At 49.9% G+C, this 25,079-nt stretch carries 21 protein-coding genes and 1 pseudogene; 13 read left to right on the top strand and 9 right to left on the bottom strand.

All coding sequences use genetic code 11. The features are described from left to right. Nucleotides 1-101: 101 nt before the first annotated feature. The 8 genes and pseudogenes from ACTHUT_RS00995 (at nt 102) to ACTHUT_RS00960 (ending at nt 7,908) form a co-directional block, all read left to right on the top strand. Complete coding sequence (locus ACTHUT_RS00995; protein WP_311476270.1) at nt 102-1,115, top strand: SPFH domain-containing protein; 1,014 nt, start codon at nt 102-104, stop codon at nt 1,113-1,115. A gap of 162 nt (nt 1,116-1,277) precedes the next feature. After that, nucleotides 1,278-2,795 (top strand): annotated as a pseudogene (locus ACTHUT_RS00990) (DUF4178 domain-containing protein); the annotation flags it as partial. Between the two features lie 4 nt (nt 2,796-2,799). After that, nucleotides 2,800-2,946, top strand: coding sequence for a hypothetical protein (locus ACTHUT_RS00985; protein ID WP_162837292.1), 147 nt, complete (start codon nt 2,800-2,802; stop codon nt 2,944-2,946). Beyond that, the gene (gene speD / locus ACTHUT_RS00980) at nt 2,943-3,326 is read left to right on the top strand and encodes an adenosylmethionine decarboxylase (protein WP_440385594.1); all 384 of its coding nucleotides are present in this window, start codon (nt 2,943-2,945) and stop codon (nt 3,324-3,326) included. Before ACTHUT_RS00985 ends, speD begins: the two co-directional genes overlap by 4 nt. Before the next feature lie 78 nt (nt 3,327-3,404). Further along, the gene (locus ACTHUT_RS00975; RefSeq protein ID WP_440385595.1) at nt 3,405-3,932 is read left to right on the top strand and encodes a hypothetical protein; all 528 of its coding nucleotides are present in this window, start codon (nt 3,405-3,407) and stop codon (nt 3,930-3,932) included. 170 nt (nt 3,933-4,102) lie between these two features. Continuing rightward, the gene (locus ACTHUT_RS00970; protein ID WP_440385596.1) at nt 4,103-5,794 is read left to right on the top strand and encodes a DUF4178 domain-containing protein; all 1,692 of its coding nucleotides are present in this window, start codon (nt 4,103-4,105) and stop codon (nt 5,792-5,794) included. 67 nt (nt 5,795-5,861) lie between these two features. Next, nucleotides 5,862-7,472, top strand: a complete 1,611-nt coding sequence (locus tag ACTHUT_RS00965) for an NAD(P)-binding protein (RefSeq protein WP_440385597.1) — start codon at nt 5,862-5,864, stop codon at nt 7,470-7,472. Between the two features lie 67 nt (nt 7,473-7,539). Further along, the gene (locus ACTHUT_RS00960) at nt 7,540-7,908 is read left to right on the top strand and encodes a hypothetical protein (RefSeq protein ID WP_440385598.1); all 369 of its coding nucleotides are present in this window, start codon (nt 7,540-7,542) and stop codon (nt 7,906-7,908) included. Between the two features lie 106 nt (nt 7,909-8,014). On the opposite strand, the gene ACTHUT_RS00955 is transcribed toward ACTHUT_RS00960, so the two are convergent. Together ACTHUT_RS00955 and edd are read right to left on the bottom strand one after the other, a co-directional pair. Continuing rightward, on the bottom strand, nt 8,015-8,653 hold the full coding sequence (locus ACTHUT_RS00955) for a bifunctional 4-hydroxy-2-oxoglutarate aldolase/2-dehydro-3-deoxy-phosphogluconate aldolase (RefSeq protein WP_003745733.1): 639 nt from the start codon (nt 8,651-8,653) through the stop codon (nt 8,015-8,017). A gap of 195 nt (nt 8,654-8,848) precedes the next feature. After that, nucleotides 8,849-10,684 carry a phosphogluconate dehydratase gene (gene edd, locus ACTHUT_RS00950; RefSeq protein ID WP_003745735.1) on the bottom strand — a complete coding sequence of 612 codons (1,836 nt, stop codon included), beginning with the start codon at nt 10,682-10,684 and terminating at the stop codon, nt 8,849-8,851. Between the two features lie 481 nt (nt 10,685-11,165). Between edd and zwf the strand changes: the two genes are divergently transcribed. The 5 genes from zwf to pgi all read left to right on the top strand — a co-directional run bounded on the left by zwf (nt 11,166) and on the right by pgi (nt 17,042). Then, entirely contained in the window at nt 11,166-12,611 is a 1,446-nt protein-coding gene (gene zwf, locus ACTHUT_RS00945; protein WP_440385599.1) for a glucose-6-phosphate dehydrogenase, read from the top strand. Nucleotides 12,612-12,674: 63 nt separating this feature from the next. Next, entirely contained in the window at nt 12,675-13,370 is a 696-nt protein-coding gene (gene pgl, locus ACTHUT_RS00940; protein WP_440385600.1) for a 6-phosphogluconolactonase, read from the top strand. Then, entirely contained in the window at nt 13,351-14,331 is a 981-nt protein-coding gene (locus tag ACTHUT_RS00935) for a glucokinase (protein WP_440385601.1), read from the top strand. The genes pgl and ACTHUT_RS00935 overlap by 20 nt, the downstream gene beginning before the upstream one ends. Before the next feature lie 75 nt (nt 14,332-14,406). Then, nucleotides 14,407-15,255, top strand: coding sequence for a DNA-binding transcriptional regulator HexR (hexR, locus tag ACTHUT_RS00930; RefSeq protein ID WP_003745745.1), 849 nt, complete (start codon nt 14,407-14,409; stop codon nt 15,253-15,255). 143 nt (nt 15,256-15,398) lie between these two features. Continuing rightward, a complete protein-coding gene (gene pgi / locus ACTHUT_RS00925) occupies nt 15,399-17,042 on the top strand; it encodes a glucose-6-phosphate isomerase (protein ID WP_440385602.1) in 1,644 nt (547 codons plus the stop codon). 52 nt (nt 17,043-17,094) lie between these two features. On the opposite strand, the gene ACTHUT_RS00920 is transcribed toward pgi, so the two are convergent. From ACTHUT_RS00920 to ACTHUT_RS00890, 7 genes are all read right to left on the bottom strand, one after another. Beyond that, nucleotides 17,095-18,192, bottom strand: coding sequence for an NnrS family protein (locus ACTHUT_RS00920; RefSeq protein ID WP_440385603.1), 1,098 nt, complete (start codon nt 18,190-18,192; stop codon nt 17,095-17,097). 121 nt (nt 18,193-18,313) lie between these two features. Further along, nucleotides 18,314-18,928 carry a CadD family cadmium resistance transporter gene (locus ACTHUT_RS00915; protein ID WP_167435446.1) on the bottom strand — a complete coding sequence of 205 codons (615 nt, stop codon included), beginning with the start codon at nt 18,926-18,928 and terminating at the stop codon, nt 18,314-18,316. 197 nt (nt 18,929-19,125) lie between these two features. Then, the gene (locus tag ACTHUT_RS00910) at nt 19,126-19,818 is read right to left on the bottom strand and encodes an ATP-binding cassette domain-containing protein (protein WP_440385850.1); all 693 of its coding nucleotides are present in this window, start codon (nt 19,816-19,818) and stop codon (nt 19,126-19,128) included. After that, entirely contained in the window at nt 19,818-20,615 is a 798-nt protein-coding gene (locus ACTHUT_RS00905) for an ABC transporter permease (RefSeq protein ID WP_308887689.1), read from the bottom strand. The genes ACTHUT_RS00910 and ACTHUT_RS00905 overlap by 1 nt, the downstream gene beginning before the upstream one ends. 126 nt (nt 20,616-20,741) lie before the next feature. After that, complete coding sequence (locus ACTHUT_RS00900; protein ID WP_440385604.1) at nt 20,742-21,707, bottom strand: YncE family protein; 966 nt, start codon at nt 21,705-21,707, stop codon at nt 20,742-20,744. A gap of 171 nt (nt 21,708-21,878) precedes the next feature. Further along, the gene (locus ACTHUT_RS00895; RefSeq protein WP_440385605.1) at nt 21,879-22,856 is read right to left on the bottom strand and encodes an ABC transporter substrate-binding protein; all 978 of its coding nucleotides are present in this window, start codon (nt 22,854-22,856) and stop codon (nt 21,879-21,881) included. Between the two features lie 57 nt (nt 22,857-22,913). Continuing rightward, the gene (locus ACTHUT_RS00890) at nt 22,914-24,833 is read right to left on the bottom strand and encodes a TonB-dependent receptor (RefSeq protein ID WP_440385606.1); all 1,920 of its coding nucleotides are present in this window, start codon (nt 24,831-24,833) and stop codon (nt 22,914-22,916) included. Nucleotides 24,834-25,079: the final 246 nt, after the last annotated feature.

Here is a 25,079-nt window from a genome sequence, read left to right as displayed (position 1 = left end):
CGTATGACATTCTATTTATATAAAATAAGTGATATAACCGACCAGGCAAATTGACCTGGCTGCCCATAAGTTATCCCTTCTTCTTAAAATAAGGAACTGCGATGTTCAACTTTATCAAGAAACAGTTTATCGACGTCATCCAATGGCCGAATCCTGACGACAGCCTGCTGATGTGGCGTTTTCCGATTGCCGATGAGGAGATCCAAAACGGTGCGAGCCTGACTGTGCGTGAGGCGCAGATGGCGATGTTTGTCGATGAAGGCGTGACCGCCGACGTGTTCGGTCCGGGGCGTTACACGCTTAATACGCAAACGCTGCCGGTGCTGACCAATTTGAAAAACTGGGACAAGCTCTTTGAATCTCCGTTTAAATCGGATGTTTACTTTTTCAATACCAAACAACAGCTTGCACGAAAATGGGGTACGTCCCAACCTGTTACCGTGCGCGATGCCGAGTTTGGCGCGGTACAACTGCGTTCGTTCGGTATGTATTCTTACCGCATCAGCGATCCGGCAAAATTTTTCAAAGAAGTCAGCGGTGTGGCGGCGCAATACAGCGGTGTAGACTTGGAAAACCAACTGCGCAATATTGCAGTCACCCAGTTAGCGGCCGCATTTGGCAGCTCCGGTATTCCGTTTTTGGATATGGCTGCGAACCAAGTTTTGCTGTCGCAAAAAATCGGCGAATTGCTCGGTGCGGAATTTGCCAAGCTGGGTTTGGCGCTGGAAAACTTTACGGTTGAAAGCATTTCCTTGCCTGCTTCTATCCAGGCTGCGTTGGATAAGAAAATTTCGATGGGCGTTATCGGCGATTTGGGTCGCTACACCCAATATCAAACCGCCGAATCCATCCCGCTTGCGGCACAAAATGAAGGCGGACTTGCCGGAATCGGTGCAGGTTTGGGCGTGGGTGCCGGTATTGGTCAGGCGATGGCGGGTGCCATGTCTGGCATGATGCAGCCGAATGCGCAACAGGCTCAGCAAAATGTTCAGCCGGCTGCCGAAGATCCGCAGGCGAAATTGTTAAAACTCAAGTCTTTGCTCGATGGCGGTTTGATTTCGCAAGAAGATTTTGACAAAGCCAAGGCTGAAGTGTTGAAACAGCTGATTGGTTGATCAATTGAAGGCCGTCTGAAAAATATCATTCAAAAGAAGCATTGAGCTGCTTCTGTGGAAAAGGTTTCAGACGGCCTTTCAAATGATTTGATTAAGTCTGTCCGACTTCAAAAACGTTAAGGCCGTCTGAAACATCCCAACCCATTCTGAAAAAGCAAACCCATGTCTCAAACTCCTTTCTTCAAAACCGACTGCCCAAGCTGCGGCGCACCTGTCGAAGCGCATTCTGCTTCCGCCGTGACGCTGGTGTGCGGCTATTGCAACAGCATGCTGGTGCGGCAAGATAACGGCGTTGTCGACTCCGGCCGCGATTCCGCATTGCTGGAAGATTTTAGTCCGCTGCAAATCGGAACCAGCGGTACATTTGTCGCACAACGCTTTACCTTGGTCGGACGGCTTCAGGTGCAGTACGACGATGGCACGTGGAACGAATGGTATGCGCTGTTTGACGACGGCAGGGCCGGGTGGCTTTCTGAGGCGGGCGATTTGTATGTGATGACCATGCCGGTCGAAATCGATAATCCGCCGAGATTTGAAGACACGCGAGCCGGGTTTAGCGAGCTGATTTTTCAAGATAAACGCTATATTGCCTCCGATGTCCGCAACATTAGCTTGAAACATGCGGCCGCGCAGGGTGAGTTGCCGTTTGTTTTGAAAGAGGATACAGAAAATCGGGTTTCCGACTGGCGTTGCGAAAACCTTTTCATCACGCTCGATTACAGCAGCGAAACACCTGAAGCCTTCTTCGGACGGATGGTAAACCTGGATGATTTGAAGCTGGAAAACACCCGCAGCGAAGACGAAATCAAAGAAAGCGCAGGCCGTCTGAAAGGCAGTATTTCCTCAGAAAACTGTCCCAACTGCGGCTCGTCCGTCCACTGGGTCAACGGCCTCACCGCCCATCTCAACTGCCCAAGCTGCGGCAGCGAATTGGCAATCGGCAAAGACAAAGCCGAACTCATTACCGCCAACGCCATGCGAACGGCGCAGCAAAGCCTGTTTACCCTGCCCGTCGGCAGACAAGGCCGTCTGAAAAATCGCGAATTTTACGTTATGGGCGCAGTCAGATACGCCGAAACCGACGCACAGGAAACATTCGAAAACCTGTTCAGCGGCCTCAACCGTACGCTCACGCCCGAAGGGCAATGGACGGAGTATCTGCTTTACAACCCTACACAGGGTTTCTTATGGCTGGTTGAAGCTGATGAAGGTTGGAATATTTCCGAAACCTTGAACGATTGGCCGCGCCTCGACCGCAACCGCCAACCGCAAGGCTATGGCAAACTTTATGACTATGGCGGACAGGTCAAGGTTGCCAGCGGAGCGTTTTATTGGCGTGTCCGAAACGGTGATTTGAACTATTACAGCGATTACCGAGACGGACAAAGCCGTAAGATTGGCTCCGAACTAAACAGTCACGAAATGGCATGGACTAGAAGTGCCCCAATTGCTTATCGGGAAATTGCAGATGCGTTTAATCTGACCAGCCAAGCTCCGCATTACACTGCAAACATGGCGGCGGACGGCATTGATAAATCATTAAGAATGATAATGACCGCCATCTTGGTTGTCGTCAATCTCCCTGCGCTTTTGACCGGCGATAGCTCTGCCGCACTTACTGTCATCTTTGTAGGATGCTGGTTGTTGTGGAGTATGGGCAAAAAAGACGAGGACGAGGATTAATATGTCAAGAATCACTTACATCATTTTCAGTACCATCATCATCGTCATCTCCATGATCATCAGCTACGGCTCTTCCGACTCCGACGGCTCGCGTATGCACTCCGGCGGCTATTACGGCGGCAGCGGTTATTCCGGAGGCCATAAATGACCCATGCGCCCGGTAATCATGGCCTATTGGACTTATACGGTTGCGATGAAGCCATCTTAAAAGATGAAGGCCGTCTGAAAACCGCTTTGACAGCTGCTGCACAAGCCGCAGAAGCCACCATATTGACCGAACACTTCCACACCTTCGGCGGCGCAGGCGGCGTAACCGGCGTTTTACTGCTCGCCGAGTCTCATATCAGTATCCACACTTGGCCGGAACACCGCTTCGCCGCTATTGACGCATTTATCTGTGGTGGCATGAAATTGGAAAAAGTGAAGGAAATCTTGTGCAGGGAATTGGCGGCTGAAAGAGCTGTTTGGACGGTTGCACAACGTGGCGAAGGAATACTGGACGATATACAACCATTGGTTGAACAATAAAATCTGTCAGGCCGTCTGAAAAAATCGGCTAATAGTAAATTAGATAACAAATTTTGTATAAAAAGGCTTTTAAACAAAATGCTTAAAATAAAAAATTGGAAGAGAAACAGAAGTTTGCCATTGGTTATTTACTTGCTTGCAGGTTTGTTTTTGCTTGGAGTAGAAAGTGCCGAAGCAAAAAAATTAACATATGAACGTACAGAGTATTGCCGTAATCAAGTTTATGTCAGTAATAACCAAGGCACATCCCTACAAGTTCAGCCAGGCGATAAGGCATCTTCAATCGCTCAATTGCACTATATGCAATACCTTTGCGTTGTCGGTAATGACAGCAAAAATACCGAAGAAGGATACTCTTGGATAAAAGTAAAAAAAGTACCTTTGGCAATCAAAGAAAACCAAATCAGTTGCCATGATATGGGCCTACCTGACAACTGCACCAAACCTACCGATTTCCCGACTGAATGGAAAATCAAACCGCCCAAAGGCAAAAAATGTCGTCTTTCCACTCATGTTGATAATGAAGGTCAGTTTCTTATTGTCGCAAAAGGCGTTTGCCTGACTGGATGGGTAAAAGAGAGAGATGTACAATTTTTTGCCGATTAGTAAACTTGGCTTTAGTTAAAGAAAAAAACAAAGTTCATCATATGGCAGAACAATCAAGAAAAAAGATTTAACTTATTCTTTATTAAAAGACAGGCCGTCTGAAAGCATATTCAATCCGTTTTCAGACGGCCTTAAACCTTGTGCTGATTAAACTGAAATATTGACGTTATATGGAAAAAACGCCTTTTTTTAAAACCGATTGCCCAAGCTGTGGTGCGCCTGTGGAGGCATATTCCGCTACTGCCGTGACGCTGGTGTGTGGCCATTGCCACAGTATGCTGGTTGCTAGAAGCGGTAAGGGGAGGAGCGGATATTTTGTTGCCAATTCTGGGCGTGATTCTGCGTTGCTGGAGGATTTTAGTCCGTTGCAGATTGGAACGAGAGGCGTTTTTGATGATCGGAAATTTACGCTGATTGGGCGATTGCAGGTGCATTACGATGTCGGCGCATGGAATGAATGGTATGTCTTGTTTGATGACGGGCAGACCGGCTGGCTTTCCGAGGTTGGCGATTTATATGCGATGACATGTTTGCTTGCCCAGAAGAGGAGACGGGGGCCGAAAAATTTTAAGTCGGTGAAAGCCGGTTCCAGTTCGTTGATCTTTAATGGCCAAACCTTTATTGCGTCAGACGTCCGCACCATACATTACCGTAATACCGATGCGCAAGGCGAGTTGCCGTTCAACTTATCTGGGAATCAAGCGACAGGCGAGGTTTGCGACTGGCGGCGGGGCAATTTGTTTTTGACCTTGGATTATTCGACTTTTCCAATGGACTCCTACTTCGGACGCATAGTCAGTTTGGACAGTTTGAAGCTGGAAAATAAGCGTAGTGATGATGAAATCCGTGAAAGTGCAGGCCGTCTGAAAGGAGAGATTCTTTCTGAAAACTGTCCTCATTGCGGCGCTCCTGTCCATTGGCCAAGTGGTGTTACTTCTTTCCTTTTGTGTCAGTCTTGCGGCAGCAGTTTGAACACGACAAAAGATACTGTTGCGTTGATGAAGGCAAATGCCCAAAGGAAAGAACAAGAAAACCTGTTTACGCTTTCCATTGGTACGAAAGGCCGTCTGAACGATACAGAATATCTGATTATCGGGGCTGTAAGATTTGCCGAAATATCGTCCTATAACCAAAATCAGTCCGAATACTGGACGGAATATCTGCTTTATAACACGCAGCAAGGGTTTGCCTGGCTGATTGAGTCTGGAAAACGCTGGCGGCTGTCAGAAACCTTACACACATGGCCGGACTTTGATTCAAGCGGCAATCCTGCCGGTGAAATGTTGATTGATCATTACCGCGGGCGGGTCGAGGCAGCGGCTGGCGCTTTTTATTGGAAAGTCAAACAAGGCGATTTGCTTCATTACAAGGAATATAGCGGCAAGAAAAGTTATGGCCGGAATGTCATTCTGTGTTCCGAGCAGAGCAAGGATGAAATTGTCTGGAGTAAAAGCAGTCCTGTGTCTTACCGTCAAATGAGAAAGGCATTCGGCCTGTCTTTTGATACTAAGGAGATGCTCTCTTACTGGCTGAAGGGCGACAATAGAAATGTTGGGAGTAGAGATAATGTAGCCCGTATCATTGCTATGCTGATTCTTATCATCGTCAACCTTCCGGCCTGGCTGTCGCCGCACCTACGTAGCCCTGTCGGCATAGTGGTCAGTCTGTGTGCGTTGGTATGGATATGGATTTCTGACAGATATAAAAACGATCGTGATTACGAAGAGGAACGGGTAGGGACGATTATTTTCTTTGCTTTCATCATTTTCCTTACCGTCTTGTTCAACTATGTCAAAGCTGAAGACAGCGACTCATCGCATTCCGGAAGCTCCTATCATGGTTATTCGGCAGGACATAAATAACGTGAGATCTGTTTAACCTCATTGTACCGTTTCATTTTTATTTTTTCAGACGACCTTTTTATAAAACATGCTAACCCGCCGTCAATTTCTCAGTTACACCGCCGCGCTTGGCGCTGCCTCTGCTTTTTCTTGGCAAACTTACCAATACCTCAACCGTAAACCGCCGGTTTCTATTAACCGTGTCGGTTTGCCGTTGGGGCATTTGTTGCGCGACGGGAAATTGCTCAGCTCGCCGACTCGACGTTACGAATGCAATACGCTGATACTCGGCGGCGGCGCGGCGGGTTTGGGGGCGTTGTGGTATTTGGCGAAACACGGTCATCGTGATGTATTGCTGGCGGAAGGGTTCGAGCGCAACGGCAACAATGCCGCCTATACGTCTTCAGACGGCCTGAAAGCGCCGAGCGGTGCGCATTATTTGGCTTTGCCGTCGAAAGAAAGCGTGTATGTACGCGAGATGCTGGCGGATTTCGGTATTTTGCAGTCGGACGGCAGCTTTAGGGAAACCGATTTGGTCTATGCGCCCGAATCGCGCCTCTTGTATCAGGATAAATGGGTGGAACATTTATTGCCGAAAGAAGATGCGGATTCCAAACGGTTTTTTGATTTAATATGCCGTCTGAAACAGGCTTACGGCAATGATGGTAAGAAAATTTTTGCCATTCCGATTGCGCTGTCATCGACAGATGAAACATGGCGAAAACTCGATCATCTGACGTTTAAACAATGGCTTGAGCAAGAGGGCTACTCCTCACCCGAGCTTTTGTGGTATCTCGATTATTGTTGCCGCGACGATTACGGACAGGGCATAGCGCAAGTATCCGCCTTTGCCGGACTGCATTATTTTGCCGCCCGCAACAGCGTGGAAACCATCCTCACTTGGCCCGAAGGTTTGGCACATCTTTCTGAAAATCTGCGCCGTCATGCCGGTTTGCAGGAAGGCTGGCAATGGCCGTCTGAAAACCGCATCTATTTGGAGAAACCTGCTTCCGTCAACGCATCCGCCGTTAAAATCAAACCGCTTTCAGACGGCCGGATTGAAGTGTGGCTGCGTGATAATGCAAAAGGGGAAACCGTTGCCGTCACCGCGCAATACCTTATCTCCGCCATGCCGCTGATGGTTGCCGCCCGCATTATTGAATCTCCCGAACAATTTGGTCTGGACATTCCTGAATACGCGCCATGGCTGATTTCCAATTTTGAACTGCACAGTTTCCCTAAAGAAAAAAACAACAGCGAACTTGCGTGGGACAATGTGGTTTACGGCAGCCAAGGGCTGGGTTATGTTGTTGCGACCAACCAGTTTATTCGGGTTGCCCGTCCTGAACGCACGATTTTTACCGCCTACGCCGCGCTCAATCACGATACGCCACAATCCGTCCGCCGCCAGCTGCTTGAAGCAAGCGACGAAGAGCTGCTCCGGCTTGCCGCCCAAGATTTGCTTACCGCTTACGGCGAAGGCTTTTGGCGGCATGTTTCCCATGTTGACATTACCGTCCGCGGACATGGCATGAGCGTGCCGAAACCCGGCTATTTAAGCGAAGAGGCTTTATTAAAAATCAGAAATCGAAATGCCGGATTATTGTTTGCACACAGTGATTTAAGCAGCTATTCGGTATTTGAAGAGGCTTTGTATTGGGGTGTGGAAGCAGCACGGAAAGTGTTGGAACAGGGATAATTTGAATTAGGCGGATACTGGACTAAATATTTGTTTGTATTTAAATTTCAATTCTAAAAGGAAGTATATGAAATATTTGAGTTTTTCTTTGATTTTTGCATTAGGGTTAGGGAGCGCGGCATTTGCCTCTGCTGAAAAAATACTGCCTCTGAACGAAACAGGCTGCATTGACCAACCCTTACAGGTTAAACGTGGCCAAGTGTATGGTTTTAATAGCTCGGCAGATGCCGGTTTAGTGCTTTCATTCGCGCCTGTCAGTCCCGGTGTCGTTGTAAAAGACCCGAAAGGCAAACGGATTGCTTTGGAAGTAGGGGCTGATGGTGATACGCCTGAAAACCGCTTCAGCTTTGCCGAAATCGATCAGAAAGGACATTACACCATCCGCTTCCCGAGGGCAGGTAAGATTGAATCTTTGTGTGTCAATGCCGCCAGTTAGGATAAATATCAAGCTGAATAATGCTTGATTCAGTATGCTTGCAGTAAAGAAAAGGCCGTCTGAAATCATATTCAGACGGCCTTTTCTTTTTTAACCTATAACCTTATTAGGCTTTTGGTTTCAAAGCGGCAGCTTCGCGAGCCAGACGGGTGATGGTATCCCAGTCTTTGTTTTTGATGGCTTCTTTCGGAGTCAGCCATGAGCCGCCGACGCACAAGACATTAGGCAGCGCTAAGTACTCGGGGGCGGTTGCCAGGCTGATGCCGCCGGTCGGGCAGAAGCGCACGTCGGCGTAAGGGCCGTACAGGGCTTTGAGCATGGCTTTGCCGCCAACGACTTCGGCAGGGAAGAGTTTGAGGGTGTCGATGCCGTGTTCCAAAGCCAGTTGGACTTCGCCCGGAGTGGCAACGCCGGGAATCAGGGGAATGCCGCTGTTGTGGCTGGCTTTGGCGAGGGATTCATGCAAACCCGGGCTGATGGCAAAAACCGCACCTGCGTCTTCGACGGCTTTGAGCTGTTCGGGATTGGTTACCGTACCTGCGCCGACGATGGCATTGGGCACTTCTTTGGCAATCAGGCGGATGGCGTCGAGGCCGACGGGGGTACGCAGGGTGATTTCGAGGGTGGGGATGCCGCCTTCGACAAGGGCGTGGGACAAATCGACGGCGGTGCTTAAGTCGTCAATCGCCATCACAGGCACAACTGCGCCGGCGGTCAGGATTTCGCGTGGGGTCAGTTTGGACATTTCAGTTCTCCAAGTGGGATAGGGGCATTTTTGTTGAGGTCAAACAGGAAGAGGCTAAGTTTTCAGACGGCCTTTTTGAAAAATGGGAGACGTTGCTTATTCGTGGGCAAAGCCCACGCTGCGTCTGATCCGTTTAAACAGCTTCAATAATTTTTCAGACGACCTTCTGTTTTAAAAGGCCGTCTGAAACGGACATCAGGCAAATTCGCCGCCGAAGCTCATGGCACCGGTTTCTGCGCTGCTGGTCATGCTGCGGAAGTTGGCGAAGAGTTCGCGGCCGCAGCCTTGTTGGTTGGCGCTCAAGTCGATGTGTTCGACTTCGCGGGCGTTCCATTCGGCTTCGTCAATCAGGACGTTGAGTTCGCCGGTAACGGAGTCGAAGCGGATCAGGTCGCCGGTACGGATTTTGGCGATATTGCCGCCCATCAGGGCTTCGGGCGTCATGTGGATGGACGCAGGCACTTTGCCGGATGCGCCGGACATGCGGCCGTCGGTCAGCAGCGCCACTTTGAAGCCGCGGTCTTGCAGAATGCCCAAAGGCGGGGTCAGTTTGTGCAATTCGGGCATACCGTTGGCGCGCGGGCCTTGATAGCGAACGACGCAGACGAAATCGCGTTCCAATTCGCCGCGTTCAAACGCAGCCAATACTTCGCGTTGGTCGTTGAACACGATGGCGGGCGCTTCGATGATGCGGCAGCCTTCGCGCACGGCGGACACTTTAATCACGCCGCGACCGATGTTGCCTTTCATCAGGCGCAGGCCGCCGTCCGGGGAGAACGGGTTGTCGGCTTTGCGCAGGATGTCGTCGTTGCCGCTGGTTTCGGGGGCTTCGCGCCATTCGAGTTTGCCGTCGATGAGGAAAGGCTCTTTGGTGTAGTGGCGCATACCGTGTCCGACGACGGTATCGACATCGTCGTGCAACAGGCCTGCGTCCAGCAATTCGCGGATAACGAAAGGCAGGCCGCCTGCTGCGGTAAAGTGGTTCACGTCGGCTTTGCCGTTGGGGTACACGCGGATGAGCAGCGGGATGATGGAGGAAATTTCGTCGAAGTCGTCCCAGTTCAAAATCACGCCTGCGGCGCGCGCCATGGCGACGAGGTGCATGGTGTGGTTGGTCGAGCCGCCGGTTGCCATTAGGCCGATCAGGGCGTTGATGAACGATTTTTCGGTCAACATTTCGCCCAAGGGTTTGATGGTGCCGTTTTTAATGCCGCGCGCGAGGTGTCCGGCAGCGTAGCGGGTCAGGGCTTCTCGCAGGTCGGTGTAAGGATGGACGAAGGCGGCGGCGGGCAGGTGTACGCCCATCATTTCCATCATCATTTGGTTGGAGTTGGCGGTGCCGTAGAAGGTACAAGTACCCGGGCTGTGGTAAGAACCCATTTCGCTTTCAAGCAGGGCATCACGGCCGACTTTGCCTTCGGCAAAAAGCTGGCGGGTACGGGCTTTTTCTTTATTGCCGATACCGCTGGACATCGGGCCTGCCGGAACGAAGATGCCTGGGATATGGCCAAACGACAACGCACCAATCATCAAACCCGGTACGATTTTGTCGCATACACCCATAAACAGGCCGCCGTCAAACATTTGGTGCGACAGACCGATGGCGGTACTCATGGCAATCACGTCACGGGAAAACAGCGACAATTCCATGCCGGCGTAGCCTTGCGTGATGCCGTCGCACATGGCGGGCGTGCCGCCGGCGACTTGGGCGGTTGCACCGTTTTTCTGCGCTTCGTCTTTAATTTGGTCGGGGAAGTCTTTAAACGGCTGGTGTGCGGAAACCATGTCGTTGTAGGCGGTGATGATGCCTAAGTTGGGAACGGTTTCCTGAAGCATTTCGATTTTGATGCTTTTAGGCATGGAAGCGTAGCCGTGTGCCAAGTTGCTGCAGCCGAGCTGGTTGCGCTCTAAGCGTCCCATCTGTTTGGCGCTGCGGATTTTCGCCAGATATTTTTCACGCGTCGGGCGGCTGCGCTCGATGATGCGCTCGGTAATTTCGGCGAGTTTCGGGTGAATAGGAGTGGGGTTCATGTGCGGTCTCCTGGCTAAACGATATGATAGGGATTTTGTTTGCGCGTTTCTGATTTTTGTATTGGGTATGTTTCAGACGGCCTTGAGCTGTGGGAATAAATAATAAGGGCCGTCTGAATATTTGAAGATTTCTCTTCGAAGCGTCCGCATATTATAGTACAAAATCTGTAATTTTGTTACAAAATAATTTGCTAAATGTAAGAAATTTGATTTAAATCGAGGTATGGTCAATTCGTAAAACGATGGGCTGTAAAAGTCATCAAACTTTTATGTTAAATCAAACAATTTGTAAAAATGAGAATAGACAAAATGTGTAGCCATGTGTAGTATTACTACTCATTAGCCCGCTTGTTTGAAATTTTGGTGCAGGCGATTGGTTTTTTACTGCTTATTGCTTAAAGGCTTTTGATTCTAATCGATTTTTATAGATGACGACAGTCCAAAAGTTTTGAAGCAAGCTTCCTCAACGAGAGATGAAACAATGAGTACACAGACAAATTTTGATTTGGTGTTGTTTGGCGCGACCGGCGATTTGGCAATGCGTAAACTTTTGCCTTGCCTGTATCAGGCGCATGTAGCCGGTTTGCTTCATCCCGAAGGTCGTATTTTAGGCGTAAGCCGCAGCGAATTGGATACCGCCGGCTTTTTGGCCAAAGTGGAAACGAATTCTAAAATCCATGTCAAACAAAACTTCTCAGAAGAAGCGTGGGCATCGTTTATCCAACGTCTCGAGTATTTAAAAGTCGATGTGACAAAGAAAGATGACTTCATTGCTTTGGGCGACTTGGTAAAAGCGCGCAAGAATACTGAGAATGTCGTGATCTACCTCTCAACTGCGCCGAAGTTCTTTGCACAAGCCTGTGAAAACCTTGCCGAAATCGGTTTGAATGCCGATAACGTGCGCGTGGTTTTGGAAAAACCGTTGGGTACAGACTTGGCTTCTTCCCAACAAATCAATACAGATGTGGCCCGTTATTTCAAAGAAGAACAAATCTACCGTATCGACCATTATTTGGGTAAAGAAAGCCTGCAAAACCTGCTGGCCCTGCGTTTTGCCAATGTGATGTTCGAGCCTTTGTGGAACAACAAATACATTGAAAGCGTACAGCTGACCATTGCCGAGCAGTTGGGCGTGGAAGAGCGCGGCGAGTTCTACGACATTACCGGCGCATTGCGCGATATGGTGCAAAATCACTTGATGCAAATGCTTTGTATGACCGCCATGGAAGCGCCCGCCAGCTTGGATGCCGATGCCGTGCGCGATGAAAAAGTGAAAGTCATCAAGGCTTTGAAACCGCTGACCATCGAATCCGTCAATGAAAATGTTATTCGCGGCCAATATGTTGCGTCAAACGGCATGAACGGCTATCTGGAAGAAGTCGATGTACCGAAAGACAGTTTCACTGAAACCTATGTCGCCATTAAAGCCGAAATCGAAAACGAACGTTGGAAAGGCGTACCTTTCTACCTGCGTACCGGCAAACGTATGGCAGGCAAAGTGGCGGAAATCGTGTTGAACTTCCGTCCGTTGCAAAACCATATTTTTGAAAACAGCCAAGCCGCGCCGAATCGTTTGGTTATTGAGCTACAACCGACCGAATCTGTCCGCCTTTACACGCAAGTGAAAACCCCGGGTGCAGGCAATAAAGTGGAAGTAACGTCTTTGGGTGTGGATTTGGGCAAAGCCGTAGAAGGCCGTCGCGCCGAGGCTTATGAGCGTCTGCTGCTGGATGTGATTAACGGCAAACTCGCTTTGTTCAACCGCCGCGACGAACTCGAAGCCGCTTGGGAATATGTAATGCCGATTTTGGAAAACTGGGCGAACAATACAACGCCTCCGCATGCTTATGAAGCCCATTCTTGGGGCCCAGAAGCTGCGCGCGCGCTGTTGGCGCGCGACGGCAACAAGTGGCACGAAGAGCAATAATATTTCTTTCAGACGGCCTTGTTTTCCAACAAAAGGCCGTCTGAAACCATGAAAGGACGAAACATGTTTGTTTGGCACGAACAAGAAAACGCTGCAACTGCCGCGCAAGCTTTGGCCGATGCCGTTGCCGCCGCATTGCAAACCGCGTTGAATGAGAAAGACCATGCGGTTTTGGCCGTTTCCGGCGGTCGTTCGCCGATTGCGTTTTTCGAGGCTTTGTCGCAAAAAGATTTAAATTGGCAAAACATCGGCATTACTTTGGTGGACGAGCGTATTGTCCCGACCACGCATGCCGACAGCAATACGGGCCTGGTGCGCGAATATCTGCTCAAAAATAACGCGGCCGTTGCTACATGGATTCCGGTTGTTGAAGACGGAAAATCTGAAACTGAATTACAACCTGAAGTTGTCGTTGCTTACGCATTGAAACATTACAAACAACCTGACGTGCTGGTGTTGGGCATGGGTTCAGACGGACATACGGCGTCGTTGTTCCCTCAAGCGCCTCAATTACAGGCCGCAATCAATGAAGCCGATGACCCGACATTGATTCATACCACGCCGGTTACCGCGCCGCATGAGCGCGTGAGCATGACTTTGGGTGTGATTGCCAAAACGCCGAATGTGTTTTTGGCCATTCAAGGCGCAGAGAAAAAAGCAGTATTTGATAAAGCTGCCGCAAGGGCCGATACCGAATATCCGACCAGCCTGATTCTCAATCATCAAGGAATTAACTGCCATGTCTACTATGCACACTGAAGCTTATCCTCGTTTGGTCGCCGATATTGGCGGTACGAATGCCCGTTTTGCACTTGAAACTGCACCACAGGTCATTGAAAAGGCTGAAGTCTTGCCTTGCAAGGATTACGACACCATCGTCGATGCCGCCAAAACTTATTTGGAACGTGCCGGCAGTCCGAAAGTTTTGCACGCTGCCTTTGCGATTGCCAATCCAATTTTGGGCGACTGGGTGCAAATGACCAACCACCATTGGGCGTTTTCCATCGAGACCACCCGTCAGGCTTTGGGTTTGGAAACCTTGATTCTGTTGAACGACTTTACCGCCCAAGCTTTGGCTGTGACCAAAACCGAAAAGAAAGACCTGGTACAAATCGGCGGGCAAAAACCCATCGAATTTGCGCCTAAAGCCGTCATCGGCCCGGGTACAGGTTTGGGTGTCAGCGGTTTGGTGCACAGCGCCGCAGGCTGGGTGGCTTTGTCAGGCGAGGGCGGCCATACCAGCTTTCCGCCGTTTGACGATATGGAAGTGTTGATTTGGCAATACGCTAAAAACAAATACGGCCATGTTTCTGCCGAGCGTTTCTTGAGCGGCGCGGGTTTGAGCCTGATTTACGAGGCATTGGCCAAGCGCGACAACATCAAACAATACCGTCTGAAGCCGTCTGAAATTACCGATAAGGCATTGAGCGGAACATCGCCGATTTGCCGTCAGACTTTGGATATTTTCTGCGCCATGTTGGGCACGGTCGCTTCCAATTTGGCTTTGTCATTGGGTGCGCGCGGCGGCGTGTATTTGTGCGGCGGCATTATCCCGCGCGTGTTGGATTACTTTAAAACGTCCCCGTTCCGCAGCCGCTTTGAAAATAAAGGCCGCTTTGAGGCTTACCTTGCCGCTATTCCCGTGTATGTCGTATTGAGCGAGTTTCCGGGCATCGTCGGCGCAGCGGCGGCATTAGACAATCATTTAAATAACGTTTAAACACACAAACGGCGGTGCAGGGCAGGGGTGGAGAAACCCTTGTCCTGAACGTCAAAAAATCAAAGGGTAGAGTATATGTTAAGCAAAATCAGCGAATCATTGTCCAACCTCTCCGGCGCAGAACGCAAAGTTGCCGAATCTGCGCTGGCCGAGCCGAAATGGTTCGTTCATGCCGCTGTGGCGGAAATCGCCGAGCGTGCGTCCGTCAGTCAGCCGACAGTAATCCGTTTCTGCCGCAGTCTGGGTTACAAAGGCTTGCCTGAGTTCAAACTTGCTTTGTCTGCCAGCATCGGCCACGAAGGCATGCCTTACGTTCATGAAGAATTAAACGCCGATGACAACATGGGCAGCGTGGTCGAAAAAGTATTGGGCAATGCCGCGGCCTCCCTCTTGGGCGAGCGCCGCTTCCTGAAAGAATCCGAGCTGGAAAACGCGATTGCCATTCTGATGCACGCGCGACGCGTTGAGTTTTATGGTGTCGGCAACTCCGGCATCGTAGCCCAAGACGCGCAACACAAATTTTTCCGCTTCGGTATGTCCACCGTTGCCTATGTCGATACGCATACCCAGCTGATGGCGGCTTCCGTATTGACCGAGCAGGATGTATTGGTGGCGATTTCCAATACCGGCTCATCTATCGAATTGTTGGATGCGGCCAGTATCGCCAAAGAAAACGGCGCATCCGTTATTGCGCTGACCCGCAATGATTCGCCGTTGGCCCAAATGGCCGACTGTGTATTGAGCATCGCCACTCAGGAAAATGCCGAGCTTTATACGCCTATGGTGTCCCGCCTTCTGCAATTGGCCGTTATCGACATTCTTGCCATCGGCTTGGCCTTACGCTTGGGCGATACCGCCAGCACGCAACTGCAAAAAAGTAAAAAAAGCATACACAACAAACACATCGAATACGATAAAGATTGATTCTTCACTGACATTTTCAGACGGCCTCGTCCCATATCCAGGCCGTCTGAAACCTCAAAAAACGGAAACCATCCCGTTCCCGTTTCAGACGACCTCACGGCCGTTTTCTCAACAAAACTGTCCACTATCCAGGAGAGCATCCGATGAAACACCTTCACGATTTACCGGCTTGGTCAAAATTATGGATACATTTTGACGAAACCAAAGAACAACACATGCGCGAAATGTTCGAGCAAGATCCCGAACGTGCCGAGCGTTACTGGCTGCAAGTCGGAGGCCTGACGCTGGATTATTCCAAAAATCGCATCAACGACGAAACCATGGCACTGTTGTTCGAGCTGGCGCGTGAAGCAGGCGTGCCGGAGCGGATGCAACAAATGTTCCACGGCGAAAAAATTAATACAACAGAAAACCGCGCCGTTCTCCACATTGCCCTGCGTAACCGCACCAATGCCCCCATCGTCGTAGACGGCGAAGATGTGATGCCTAAAGTCAACCATGTCCTGCAACGCATGGGCGAATTTGCACACGAAGTCCGCAGCGGCAGCTGGTTGGGCTATACCAACCAAGTCATCACCGACGTCGTCAACATCGGTATCGGCGGCTCCGACCTCGGTCCGCTGATGATGTGTACCGCGCTCAAACAATTCGGCCATCCGCGTTTGAACATGCACTTCGTCTCCAATGTGGACGGCTCCCAACTGCGCGACGTATTGTCCAAGGTCCACCCCGAGACCACCCTCTTCATCATCGCCTCCAAAACCTTCACCACCCAAGAAACCCTGACCAACGCCCTGACCGCGCGTAAATGGTTCTTGGATCATGCAGGCGATGAAAGCGCGGTGGCCAAACACTTCGTTGCCGTATCGACCAACCAAAAAGCCGTTGCCGAATTCGGTATCGATACCGCCAATATGTTTGAATTTTGGGACTGGGTCGGCGGCCGTTACAGCCTCTGGTCAGCCATCGGCCTGCCGATTATGTTGTACCTCGGCGAAGAGAACTTCATCGAAATGCTCAACGGCGCGCACCTGATGGACCAACACTTCATCAATACGCCGCTCGAGCGCAACATGCCCGTCATCCTCGCCCTCATCGGCATCTGGTACATCAACTACTACGGCGGCGGCAGCCACGTCATCGCCCCTTACGACCAACATCTCCACCGCCTGCCCAAATTCATCCAGCAGCTCGACATGGAGAGCAACGGCAAACAAGTGACCCTTGACGGCAAACCGGTCGGCTACGAAACTTCCCCGATTATTTGGGGCGAAACCGGTATCAACGGCCAGCACGCATTTTTCCAACTGCTGCACCAAGGTACGCACATCACGCCGATTGACCTGATTGCCTCCCTTGAAAAACGCAGCAATTTGCAAGGCCATCACGAAATCCTGTTGGCCAACGTTTTTGCCCAAGCCGAAGCCTTTATGCGCGGCAAAACCACAGACGAAGTCCGCGCCGAACTCAAAGCCCAAGGCATGGAAGCAGAGCGCATCGAAGAGCTGGTTCCGCACAAAACCTTCTCAGGCAACCGCCCGACCAACCTCATCCTCATGGACAAAATCAACCCGCGCAATATGGGCAGCCTGATTGCCATGTACGAACACAAAACCTTCGTTCAAGGCATTATTTGGGGCATCAACAGCTTTGACCAATGGGGCGTAGAACTCGGCAAACAATTGGCAAAAACCATTCTTGCCGAATTGAACGGCGAGACTGAAGTGCAAAAACACGACAGCTCGACTACACGTCTGATTAATCTTTATTTGAACGCCAACAAATAAAGCATTTAGTTAAATGCCAAGGCCGTCTGAAACTTTCAGACGGCCTTTTGTTTTATTCCGGATCATCCGTAAATGCATTATCCCGAAATATCGGTACAAACGTGAAAAGATACAGTACGAATACGGCGGCGGTCAGAATCGCAGGGACGGTGATGAAGAATATCGGGTTTAAGTTCATCAAGAAAGCACGCGAGACGGCGGCCATAAAGAGCAGGGGAACGGCAATGCGGCAGAGCTTGGGGTAGTCGAGTTTGGTAAAGCCGCTATGCCACAGTCCGGCGGTCAGCCACACCATCATCACGCCGCCCATCATGCCGCCGAGGGTAATCAGGTGCAGGGGAGCGGAGGAAGGCAGATTTTGCAGTTTCGCCGCGCCTGTCCACAGATAGCCTGCGGCGGCAAAGAGTTGGAGCAGGTAATAGGTGCGGACGTAGTGTTTGCGCAGGAGTTCGTGATGGTGCAGTTCGCGCAGTTTGGCAAGCAGGATGAAGCCGACGGCAAGCGCGGTAAAGCCGGCGGTTTGCGCAGGCAGCCAAAGTTCGGCGGCGGCGTGCAGCAACAGGAAAGTAATGGCGATGTTTTTATAAACGATATTTGGAATAAAAACAGGGTCTTTCAGACGGCATTCTTTAAGAGCTTCCGCACCCAAGAGGACGCTGACGCGCACGGATACGAACATCACCGCCGCCATGTTCAGATGCACTTGCGCACGCAACAGGTTTAAATCGCCAGTTGCGGCATAGGCCGTCTGAAAAACGGTAAACGCGGCAAGCAGCATTAAGAGGGCGAAGTTGTCAGTGTTGCGGTCGAGCCAAATCAGCCAGGCGCAAAACAGCAGCAACACCAGCCAATAGGCGGCAACGAAAAACGAGGCAGTTTGCGGCGAAAAGGGAAGTATGGTGGATGCGGCAAGCAACAATGCCGCCATCAAAGTAGCGACAGGTTTCAGACGGCCTTGATAGCCCGTCCATTCGAGCATGGCGGCAGTCAAAAAACCACCATATGCCGCAGGCAGCATGAGTTCTAAGAAGATTTGGCGGTGCAAAATGACGGCACTAGGGCTGATGAAAAACACCAACGCGCCGAGTATGGCAAGTACCGCCGCGCCGACGAAAAACGGCCGCATAGGGTGGGTGAAAAATTTATTCATGGCTTGGCTTGATTCTGCATGAAGATGCTTTCGGATATGGATTTATTGGGCGGACAGGGCTGTATCTTTTGCCAAAGAGGCAAGCCGCAAGGTTTGTCAGATACTCAAATGCCCGTATCATTCATATTATTGATATTATTGTTCGAATCGTATTATTTTCAATAATAATAAATAACCCTAAACCAATATAAATAACAGCCATTATCCAACGACTAAACTTCTCTATAATTTCACCAACACCTGAAATATTAGCCAATCTTTGTGCTGTATATACTAAAACAAAAATCAATATTAAAAATACAAGAAGAGTAACTAATAAGTCGACAAGATCTAAAGTCACAAAGTAAGGAACAAAAAGTCCAATATTATCTGCACCACAACTAGCAACTGTAACCAAAGCAACAATACCGACTAATTTTGACAACCCTTTTTCATCCAATTCTTTTTTAGCTCTTTTTTCGCCCTCACAATCGTCGTAAATAGCAACTTTAATACCTAAGTAAATCGGTATTAAACCTAATAAACCCAACACCCATTTTTCCGGAACATAATTCAAAACAAAAGCTAGAAATAAACTAACTAATATTAAAATTACAGAACCTAAATATTGTCCGATATAAATATCTCGATATTCTTTTCTAGTATTTGCTCTAGCAAAAAATATTAATAGTATTACCAACAAATCTACTGCTGTAGCAATATATAAAACAGCAGCAGTAATCACAGTCGAAAACATAAAGCACCTCATAATGAATCCCCTGCCTCCTTGGCACCACGGCTTTTTCAAAAACCGAATCGCGTTCGGATAACAGATTCGTATCTTTCGCTAAAGAGGCAAGCCTGCGGCTTGCTTACCCTCTCCCTGGCCCTCGCCCCGTGGGAGAGGGTTAGGGAAACGAACCGCAAGGTTCGTCAGATACTCAAATGCCCGTATCATTCATAATAACGAATCCCCTGAAACTCCCTTGCCACCACGGCTTCTTCAAAAGCCGAATCGCGTTCGGACAGCGGCGAGGGCAGGGTAATCACGTTTTGCACGTTCATGCCCTTAGCGGAAAGCAGCATGATTTCATGGCTCAGGCGCGCGGCTTCGAAGCGGTCGTGCGTGACCAGCATACACGCCATGCCCTGTCGCTCGATTTTTTCCACCAGCATGGCAACCAAAATATCGCGCAAATCGCGGTCCAAACCGACAAACGGCTCGTCCAGCAAGGCAAGGTCGCAGCCGCACAGCAGCAGGCGCAAAAACGCCACCCGTTTCGCCATACCGCCGGACAACTCGGTCGGATATTTGTTCAAATCGCCCGCAGTCAGCCCGACTTTCGCCGCCAGAGCGATGATTTCGCCTTCATCGGGTTTGTCCATAAAAATCGCGATATTCTGCATCGCGGTCAGGTTTTCAGGCAGGCGGTTTTCCTGAAACAGAAAACCCGTTTTGCGAAAAGTATTGCGTATCGTGCCCGATTTCGGCGTTTCCAAGCCCGCAATCAGCCGCAAAACCGTCGTCTTGCCGCAGCCGCTCGGCCCGAACAAGGCCTTCACTTCGCCATGTTGCAGGTTCAAACTGAAATCGCGCACGATGGGGTCGCGGAGAATTTCAAAACGCACGTTTTCAAGGCAGAGCATCATCTTCTCCACGGCATAAACAAAATTTCCAAAGGCTTGGTAATCAGGTATTCAAACAGCGACACAAACACAATAACCAACACCACATAAGCCATCACCGTCGAAGTCTCCAGCATCGCCCTCGCGTCCGCAATCCGCGCGCCCACGCCTTCGCTCGCGCCCAAGAGTTCCGCCATAATCACCACCTTCACCCCCATCGCCACCGCCACGCCGATGCTGGAAATCACATAGCCCGTCAGATGCGGGATATACAGATAACGGATTTTTTTCAGACGGCCTAATTTATAAGCGTCAAACAACTCCTCATGCTGCTTGTTCACGCTCGCCATCCCGACCGCCGCACTCGCAAACGTCAGCGGCGCAACCAACACAATGATGGTAAACAGCACGCTCGGATTGCCGAAACCGAACCAAAATAACGCCATCACCACCCAAATAATCGGCGGCATCGCCAACAAAATCGTAATCACAGGCTTGAGCAACGCCATCGCCGTCTTAAAACTGCCCGCCACCAGCCCCGCCGCCAATCCCGCCGCCAGCGCAACCGAAATGCCCACCACCGACCGCCACAGCGAAATCCCGATTTCGTTTTCCTGAAAATGTTTCAATAAATCAAACGACTTTTGAAACACCTCCACCGGCGCAGGCAGCATAAACTCACCGAACACGGCACTGCCCCACGCCCACAACGCCACCACCACCATCGCCACACTCAGACCGGCAAAGCCGCTCCAAAGGTAGTCGATGATGTAAAACACCGCAGGCTGCGGTTTGCGGATTTTGTCGGTTTTAATCATGGTTTGAATATTGGTTTGTTGTTATGTTTTGGAAAGGGAAGGCCGTCTGAAACAGGAGAGGCTGGGTATTTAGTATTTCATTTCTGAGAAAAAAGATAGTAAAACAGGAAAAACATTGTTCTGTTTTTAAGTTTTTAAAATCTGTCTAGCAATCAGCCTTTGTTGACTCGTTTCTTTTTCGCTGCATAAGATTAAATTTTGCTTTTCAAAAAAAGCTTCTAGCCGCTCATTCAAAATGATTTCGCTAACTATTTTTTCTTCGCTCAGCACAAATTTCAAAATGCTGTTTGTATTTAGTAAAAATAGTGATTTTTCATCTGTACTAAGGCGGATTTCTTTAAATTGAACTCCTGTATCCCACTCTTTCTGAGTCCCATCAGTACCCAACATTAAAATTTTATTTGAGAGGAGCATTTGCTCGCCTGTTCCATGGTTGTCATAATTCTTAGCAGGAACGTAAACAGCCGGGTGGAAATACCAATTTCCTTTTTTATCTAGTAGCGAGGCATTGAAAGTACCTACCTCAAAGAGTGTCTCAATTTTACCTTTTGCTACGTCATATCGTTGTACGCTACCACGTACGGGAGTTGTAATAAGATAGCGGTCATCGTGTTCATGTCGCAGCAGCCGACACCCTCTGTCCTTTAGCTTTTTTCTATTTATGCTGCCTTGTACGTAGTTAAAGGCGACAACACTACCACCTAAGCGGTTTGATAAAATAAGAGTGTTACGCTCATTTGATGCTATGAAGTCAGAGTATTTGGGCACACCTTTTTCATATTTTTCTAAAATTTGCAGAGAATGCCTACATAGACGGTAAATTTTGTTATCGGTTACGGCAAAAATGTACTGCCCATCGGCACTAAAATGCATACAACGCACAGCATTTCTTAGCAGTATATTTGCAGTTTGATTACCCGTGGTAAGGTCTAGTCGGTGCAGGCGCATTGAGGTGTAGGAGCTGCCAAATCCATCTGCAATATAAAGTGTGCTCGCATCAAATGGGTCTAAAGTGGGAGAAACTCCGCCGAAGATAGTGTTTTGGAGTTGTACCTGCCACAAAATTTCAGTTTGAAGTTTTAATCGTGTCATTACATCTCCTTTTAGCACATATATAAGCATATAAATTTACTTACAGCTTGTAGGCTGGGATTTGGGGATTTGATTTAACCTACACAGCGGATAATGCTCTGAGGCCGTCTGAAAAATAGAAGATTGAATACTCACAACTATTCTACACTTTCAGACGGCCTTTCTTTCATTTTAAGCCAAGAAGAACCCGTTATCCGGCAACTTGCCGCCCAGAAGTTTCGGATTGAACTGCATCAGGATTTCGTAAAACTTCAAAATCTCGTTCTTCACTTCGCTGCCTTTGGTTACCGTCAGACGTGCGCCGTCCAAGCCCATGACTAGAGCGGGTTCGGGGGCGGGTAGGTAGTTTTTGCCGATTTTCGCGGCGCTTTGGCGGTTGGCTAGTATCCAGTTGAGCGCGTTTTTCAAATCCTGATGGAAGATGTCGAACTGCGCTTTGTGTGCGTGGAAATATTCTTCGTTGGCGATGATGCCCGCCATCGGAATCAGCGGTTTGGTGTCAAACGCTTGTCCCCATGCTTTCACCAAGTCAAATCCGCGCACGACGTTTACGCCCATGGTTTTGCCTTTAAGCAGGCTGGCGGTTGCCATCGGTTCAGGCAGGATGGCGGCGTGGTAGTCCTTGCTCAAAAACAGTCCGACTGCTTCGGGCGGCGTAGCGGTGTAGGTGATGCCGACTTTGTGCGCGTCGATTTTCAGTTTTTTCAACAAGGCTTGCAGCACGATGTCGGGCATGTCGTTTTTAAACGGCACAAGGATTTTTTTGCCGACCAAATCATGAGGCGAGGCAATCGCACTGCCTTTGCACATCAGCTGCGTGATGCCGTTGGTCAAAATATTCACCATGCCGACTTTCTGCCCTTGGTTGCGCAGGTTTACGCCGACATTGCTCGGGCTCATCATAACTTTAAATTGTCCGCTTGCTACGCCCGCGCGCAGTTGGTCGGGCGAACGCCAAATTTTTAGCGATACATCTGCCTGCTTCGCCAGCTTGCCTTGCAACGCCGCTACGGCGATGGTAACGCTGGGCATCGCCGGTGCGCCGTACACGGTAAATTGTTCTTTACCGGCTGCCAACAATGAAGGCGAAACGCCTGCGGCTGCCAGTGCGGCGGTCATTTTTAAGAAATCGCGTCTTTTCATATCCATTTTTTATCTCCTAATTCTTAATAAGCCAGTGTAGGCATTCTTTCAGACGGCCTGATTTTAAAAAGCCGCGTGCAAACTCAACCAATATGTCCTGCCCGGTGCATACACGACACTGGGGGACAGGGCGAGGACGTGGTCGCCGCTGATGTGTTCGGCGTATTTTTTGTTGAACACGTTGTTCACGCCCAGGCGTAAGCCGTATTTGTCTTTGATGTTTACGCCTGCGTACACGTCGGCAACGGTAAAGCCTTTGGCGGCTTCGCGTTTGTCTATGCCCAGACCGCTTGCCGCGTCAAAATCGCCGCGCGTTTGTTTGGCGACAAAGCGTGTTGCGGCGCCGATGTTGTAGCTGCCGTGGGCAAAGTAGTTTTTGTAGTCGGCTTGGACGGCGGCTTCAAACGGACGGATTTGATAGAGCGGCCTGCCGTCGGTTTCATTGTGTCCGTAGTTGTAGGTGGCTTTGATGCCTGCTGCCCAATGCGGATTGAAGTTGTAACGCGCGTAGGCCTGCGCGGTAAACAAGCGTGCGTCCACGTTGCGTGTGATGATGCCGCCGCCTTTGGAAGCTGTGCCGCTTTGTCCGTGTGCGCGGTCAAAAATAATCAAGTCTTTGACTTTATCTGCCACAAGCGTGCCGCCCACGTTCCAGCCTGCGCCTGCGAGCGAGTTCATGTAGCCGTTGTAGTAGTCGTTGCGACTGTCGGCGGTGAGCTTGATGCGGTTGTGTTTTTCGGTTTCCAGTAGGGGATTGCCTGCGATGGCGGCGGCTGGGTTTTGGTTTATCAGCGCGCCGTTCATGCGGTTTTGCACGATGGCGGCAAGCGAGTTGAAGCGTTCGGTGTTGTCGCCGATTCGTTCTAAGTGAGCAAGGGAAACGCTGTATTTTTGCGTTTCAGACGGCGTGAAATCGTATTTGAGTTCACCGGAGAAGGCATGGCGGCGAACTTTGCCGTTGAAGTCGTAGCCGTAATGGGTTTTCCAGATTTGTTGCGATGAAGCGAAGGCAAGGTTGCGGTTCATCGGATGGGCAGGCTGCGCCGTATTTTTGCGAACGTCCGCTTCGTTGATTTCGTAGCTTAAGCCCAAGCCCAGTTTGTGTTGGTCGTTGAACTTGTAAGACAGGGTATCGGCGATGCGCCAGCGGTCGAGGTGTACATCGGCGAAACGGTAGCCGTTGAGGAAATCGCGCATGGCGGTGTGGGCGTTGCGCTCGCCGTTTTGACTGTCGTTACGGTAGCTGACGACGGCGTTGTTGTGGAATTTGCCGAAGTCCGCGTCGTGTTTGAGCGAGAAGTCGTACACTTTGCGGTCAAGTTCTACAAACATTTGCTGCGGCGTGTTGTTTGGGCGTAGGGAGTAGTTGTCGGCATGGCGTTTGAGTTTGATGATGCCTGCTTCCGCGCTGACCGTATTGCTCAAATCGGCATTGCCCCAACGCGCGTTGAGTTTGGCGATGTGGCGTTCGGTATCCAATGCGTCATTGACGAACTGCGGTTGGCGGTCGTTGTTGATGTCATCGTGTAGATAGGTGAGGCGGTATTCCTGGTTTTCAGACGGCACGAAACCGAGTACCAAAGCTTGATTAAAACGGCTGTATTTCCAATCTGTTTGATTGCCGTCGCCGTCTTTATAGCCGTTGGCCTTGGTGTGATTGAGGTTGACCACGCCGTACACTTTCGCCCCGCGCGCTTGCGCGGTAATGGAATTGTAAAAGCTTTTGCCGTAAAAACCGCTGTTTGCTTTCAGCGGACGGAAGGCTTGGTCTATGTTTTCGGTAACAAAGTAATGATCGCTGCGGTCGGTGCGGTCGAATTGGTTTTCGGGGAAATAGCCTTGTGCGGCGGTCGGAGCAATCGGTTTGGGAGGGGAAAAGGTTTTGACAGGCTGGATTTCATCGGGGTCTGCCAAGGTTTCGGCAAAGCCGTTTGCAGCGGCAAAACTGCTCATTAACAGGTAAACCAAATGTTTTCGTTTCATCTCTATCTCCTGATAATCATTTTTATTCATTATGCTCTTGGAGAGAAACAAAGTAAAGAAACGATAAGGTATTTATTGTCGATAAATACCTAGCGTAGAACACAAATCGGCAAGGAGGAAAATTTTTATAAGAGGGGAGCGGCGGCGCAGGTTGTATTTGCTCCGAAATCGGGTTTTATCTTCTATTAGTATTTCAGGTTAATAAAGCAAAAGGCCGTCTGAAAACCTCTCTCTTTTCAGACGGCC

This window comes from Neisseria sp. P0022.S010, from assembly GCF_051956635.1.
This window is presented reverse-complemented; position numbering and strand designations above follow the sequence as displayed.

Bases quoted from the DNA above. Each gene is read 5' to 3' on its own strand.
- hexR (WP_003745745.1), top strand. From the start codon at position 14,407: ATGTTAAGCAAAATCAGCGAATCATTGTCCAACCTCTCCGGCGCAGAA.
- zwf (WP_440385599.1), top strand. From the start codon at position 11,166: ATGAGTACACAGACAAATTTTGATTTGGTGTTGTTTGGCGCGACCGGC.
- ACTHUT_RS00905 (WP_308887689.1), bottom strand. From the start codon at position 20,615: ATGATTAAAACCGACAAAATCCGCAAACCGCAGCCTGCGGTGTTTTAC.
- edd (WP_003745735.1), bottom strand. From the start codon at position 10,684: ATGAACCCCACTCCTATTCACCCGAAACTCGCCGAAATTACCGAGCGC.
- ACTHUT_RS00995 (WP_311476270.1), top strand. From the start codon at position 102: ATGTTCAACTTTATCAAGAAACAGTTTATCGACGTCATCCAATGGCCG.
- ACTHUT_RS00970 (WP_440385596.1), top strand. From the start codon at position 4,103: ATGGAAAAAACGCCTTTTTTTAAAACCGATTGCCCAAGCTGTGGTGCG.
- speD (WP_440385594.1), top strand. From the start codon at position 2,943: ATGACCCATGCGCCCGGTAATCATGGCCTATTGGACTTATACGGTTGC.
- pgi (WP_440385602.1), top strand. From the start codon at position 15,399: ATGAAACACCTTCACGATTTACCGGCTTGGTCAAAATTATGGATACAT.
- ACTHUT_RS00920 (WP_440385603.1), bottom strand. From the start codon at position 18,192: ATGAATAAATTTTTCACCCACCCTATGCGGCCGTTTTTCGTCGGCGCG.
- ACTHUT_RS00915 (WP_167435446.1), bottom strand. From the start codon at position 18,928: ATGTTTTCGACTGTGATTACTGCTGCTGTTTTATATATTGCTACAGCA.
- ACTHUT_RS00895 (WP_440385605.1), bottom strand. From the start codon at position 22,856: ATGGATATGAAAAGACGCGATTTCTTAAAAATGACCGCCGCACTGGCA.
- ACTHUT_RS00890 (WP_440385606.1), bottom strand. From the start codon at position 24,833: ATGAAACGAAAACATTTGGTTTACCTGTTAATGAGCAGTTTTGCCGCT.
- ACTHUT_RS00965 (WP_440385597.1), top strand. From the start codon at position 5,862: ATGCTAACCCGCCGTCAATTTCTCAGTTACACCGCCGCGCTTGGCGCT.
- pgl (WP_440385600.1), top strand. From the start codon at position 12,675: ATGTTTGTTTGGCACGAACAAGAAAACGCTGCAACTGCCGCGCAAGCT.
- ACTHUT_RS00910 (WP_440385850.1), bottom strand. From the start codon at position 19,818: ATGCTCTGCCTTGAAAACGTGCGTTTTGAAATTCTCCGCGACCCCATC.
- ACTHUT_RS00900 (WP_440385604.1), bottom strand. From the start codon at position 21,707: ATGACACGATTAAAACTTCAAACTGAAATTTTGTGGCAGGTACAACTC.
- ACTHUT_RS00955 (WP_003745733.1), bottom strand. From the start codon at position 8,653: ATGTCCAAACTGACCCCACGCGAAATCCTGACCGCCGGCGCAGTTGTG.
- ACTHUT_RS00960 (WP_440385598.1), top strand. From the start codon at position 7,540: ATGAAATATTTGAGTTTTTCTTTGATTTTTGCATTAGGGTTAGGGAGC.
- ACTHUT_RS00935 (WP_440385601.1), top strand. From the start codon at position 13,351: ATGTCTACTATGCACACTGAAGCTTATCCTCGTTTGGTCGCCGATATT.
- ACTHUT_RS00975 (WP_440385595.1), top strand. From the start codon at position 3,405: ATGCTTAAAATAAAAAATTGGAAGAGAAACAGAAGTTTGCCATTGGTT.
- ACTHUT_RS00985 (WP_162837292.1), top strand. From the start codon at position 2,800: ATGTCAAGAATCACTTACATCATTTTCAGTACCATCATCATCGTCATC.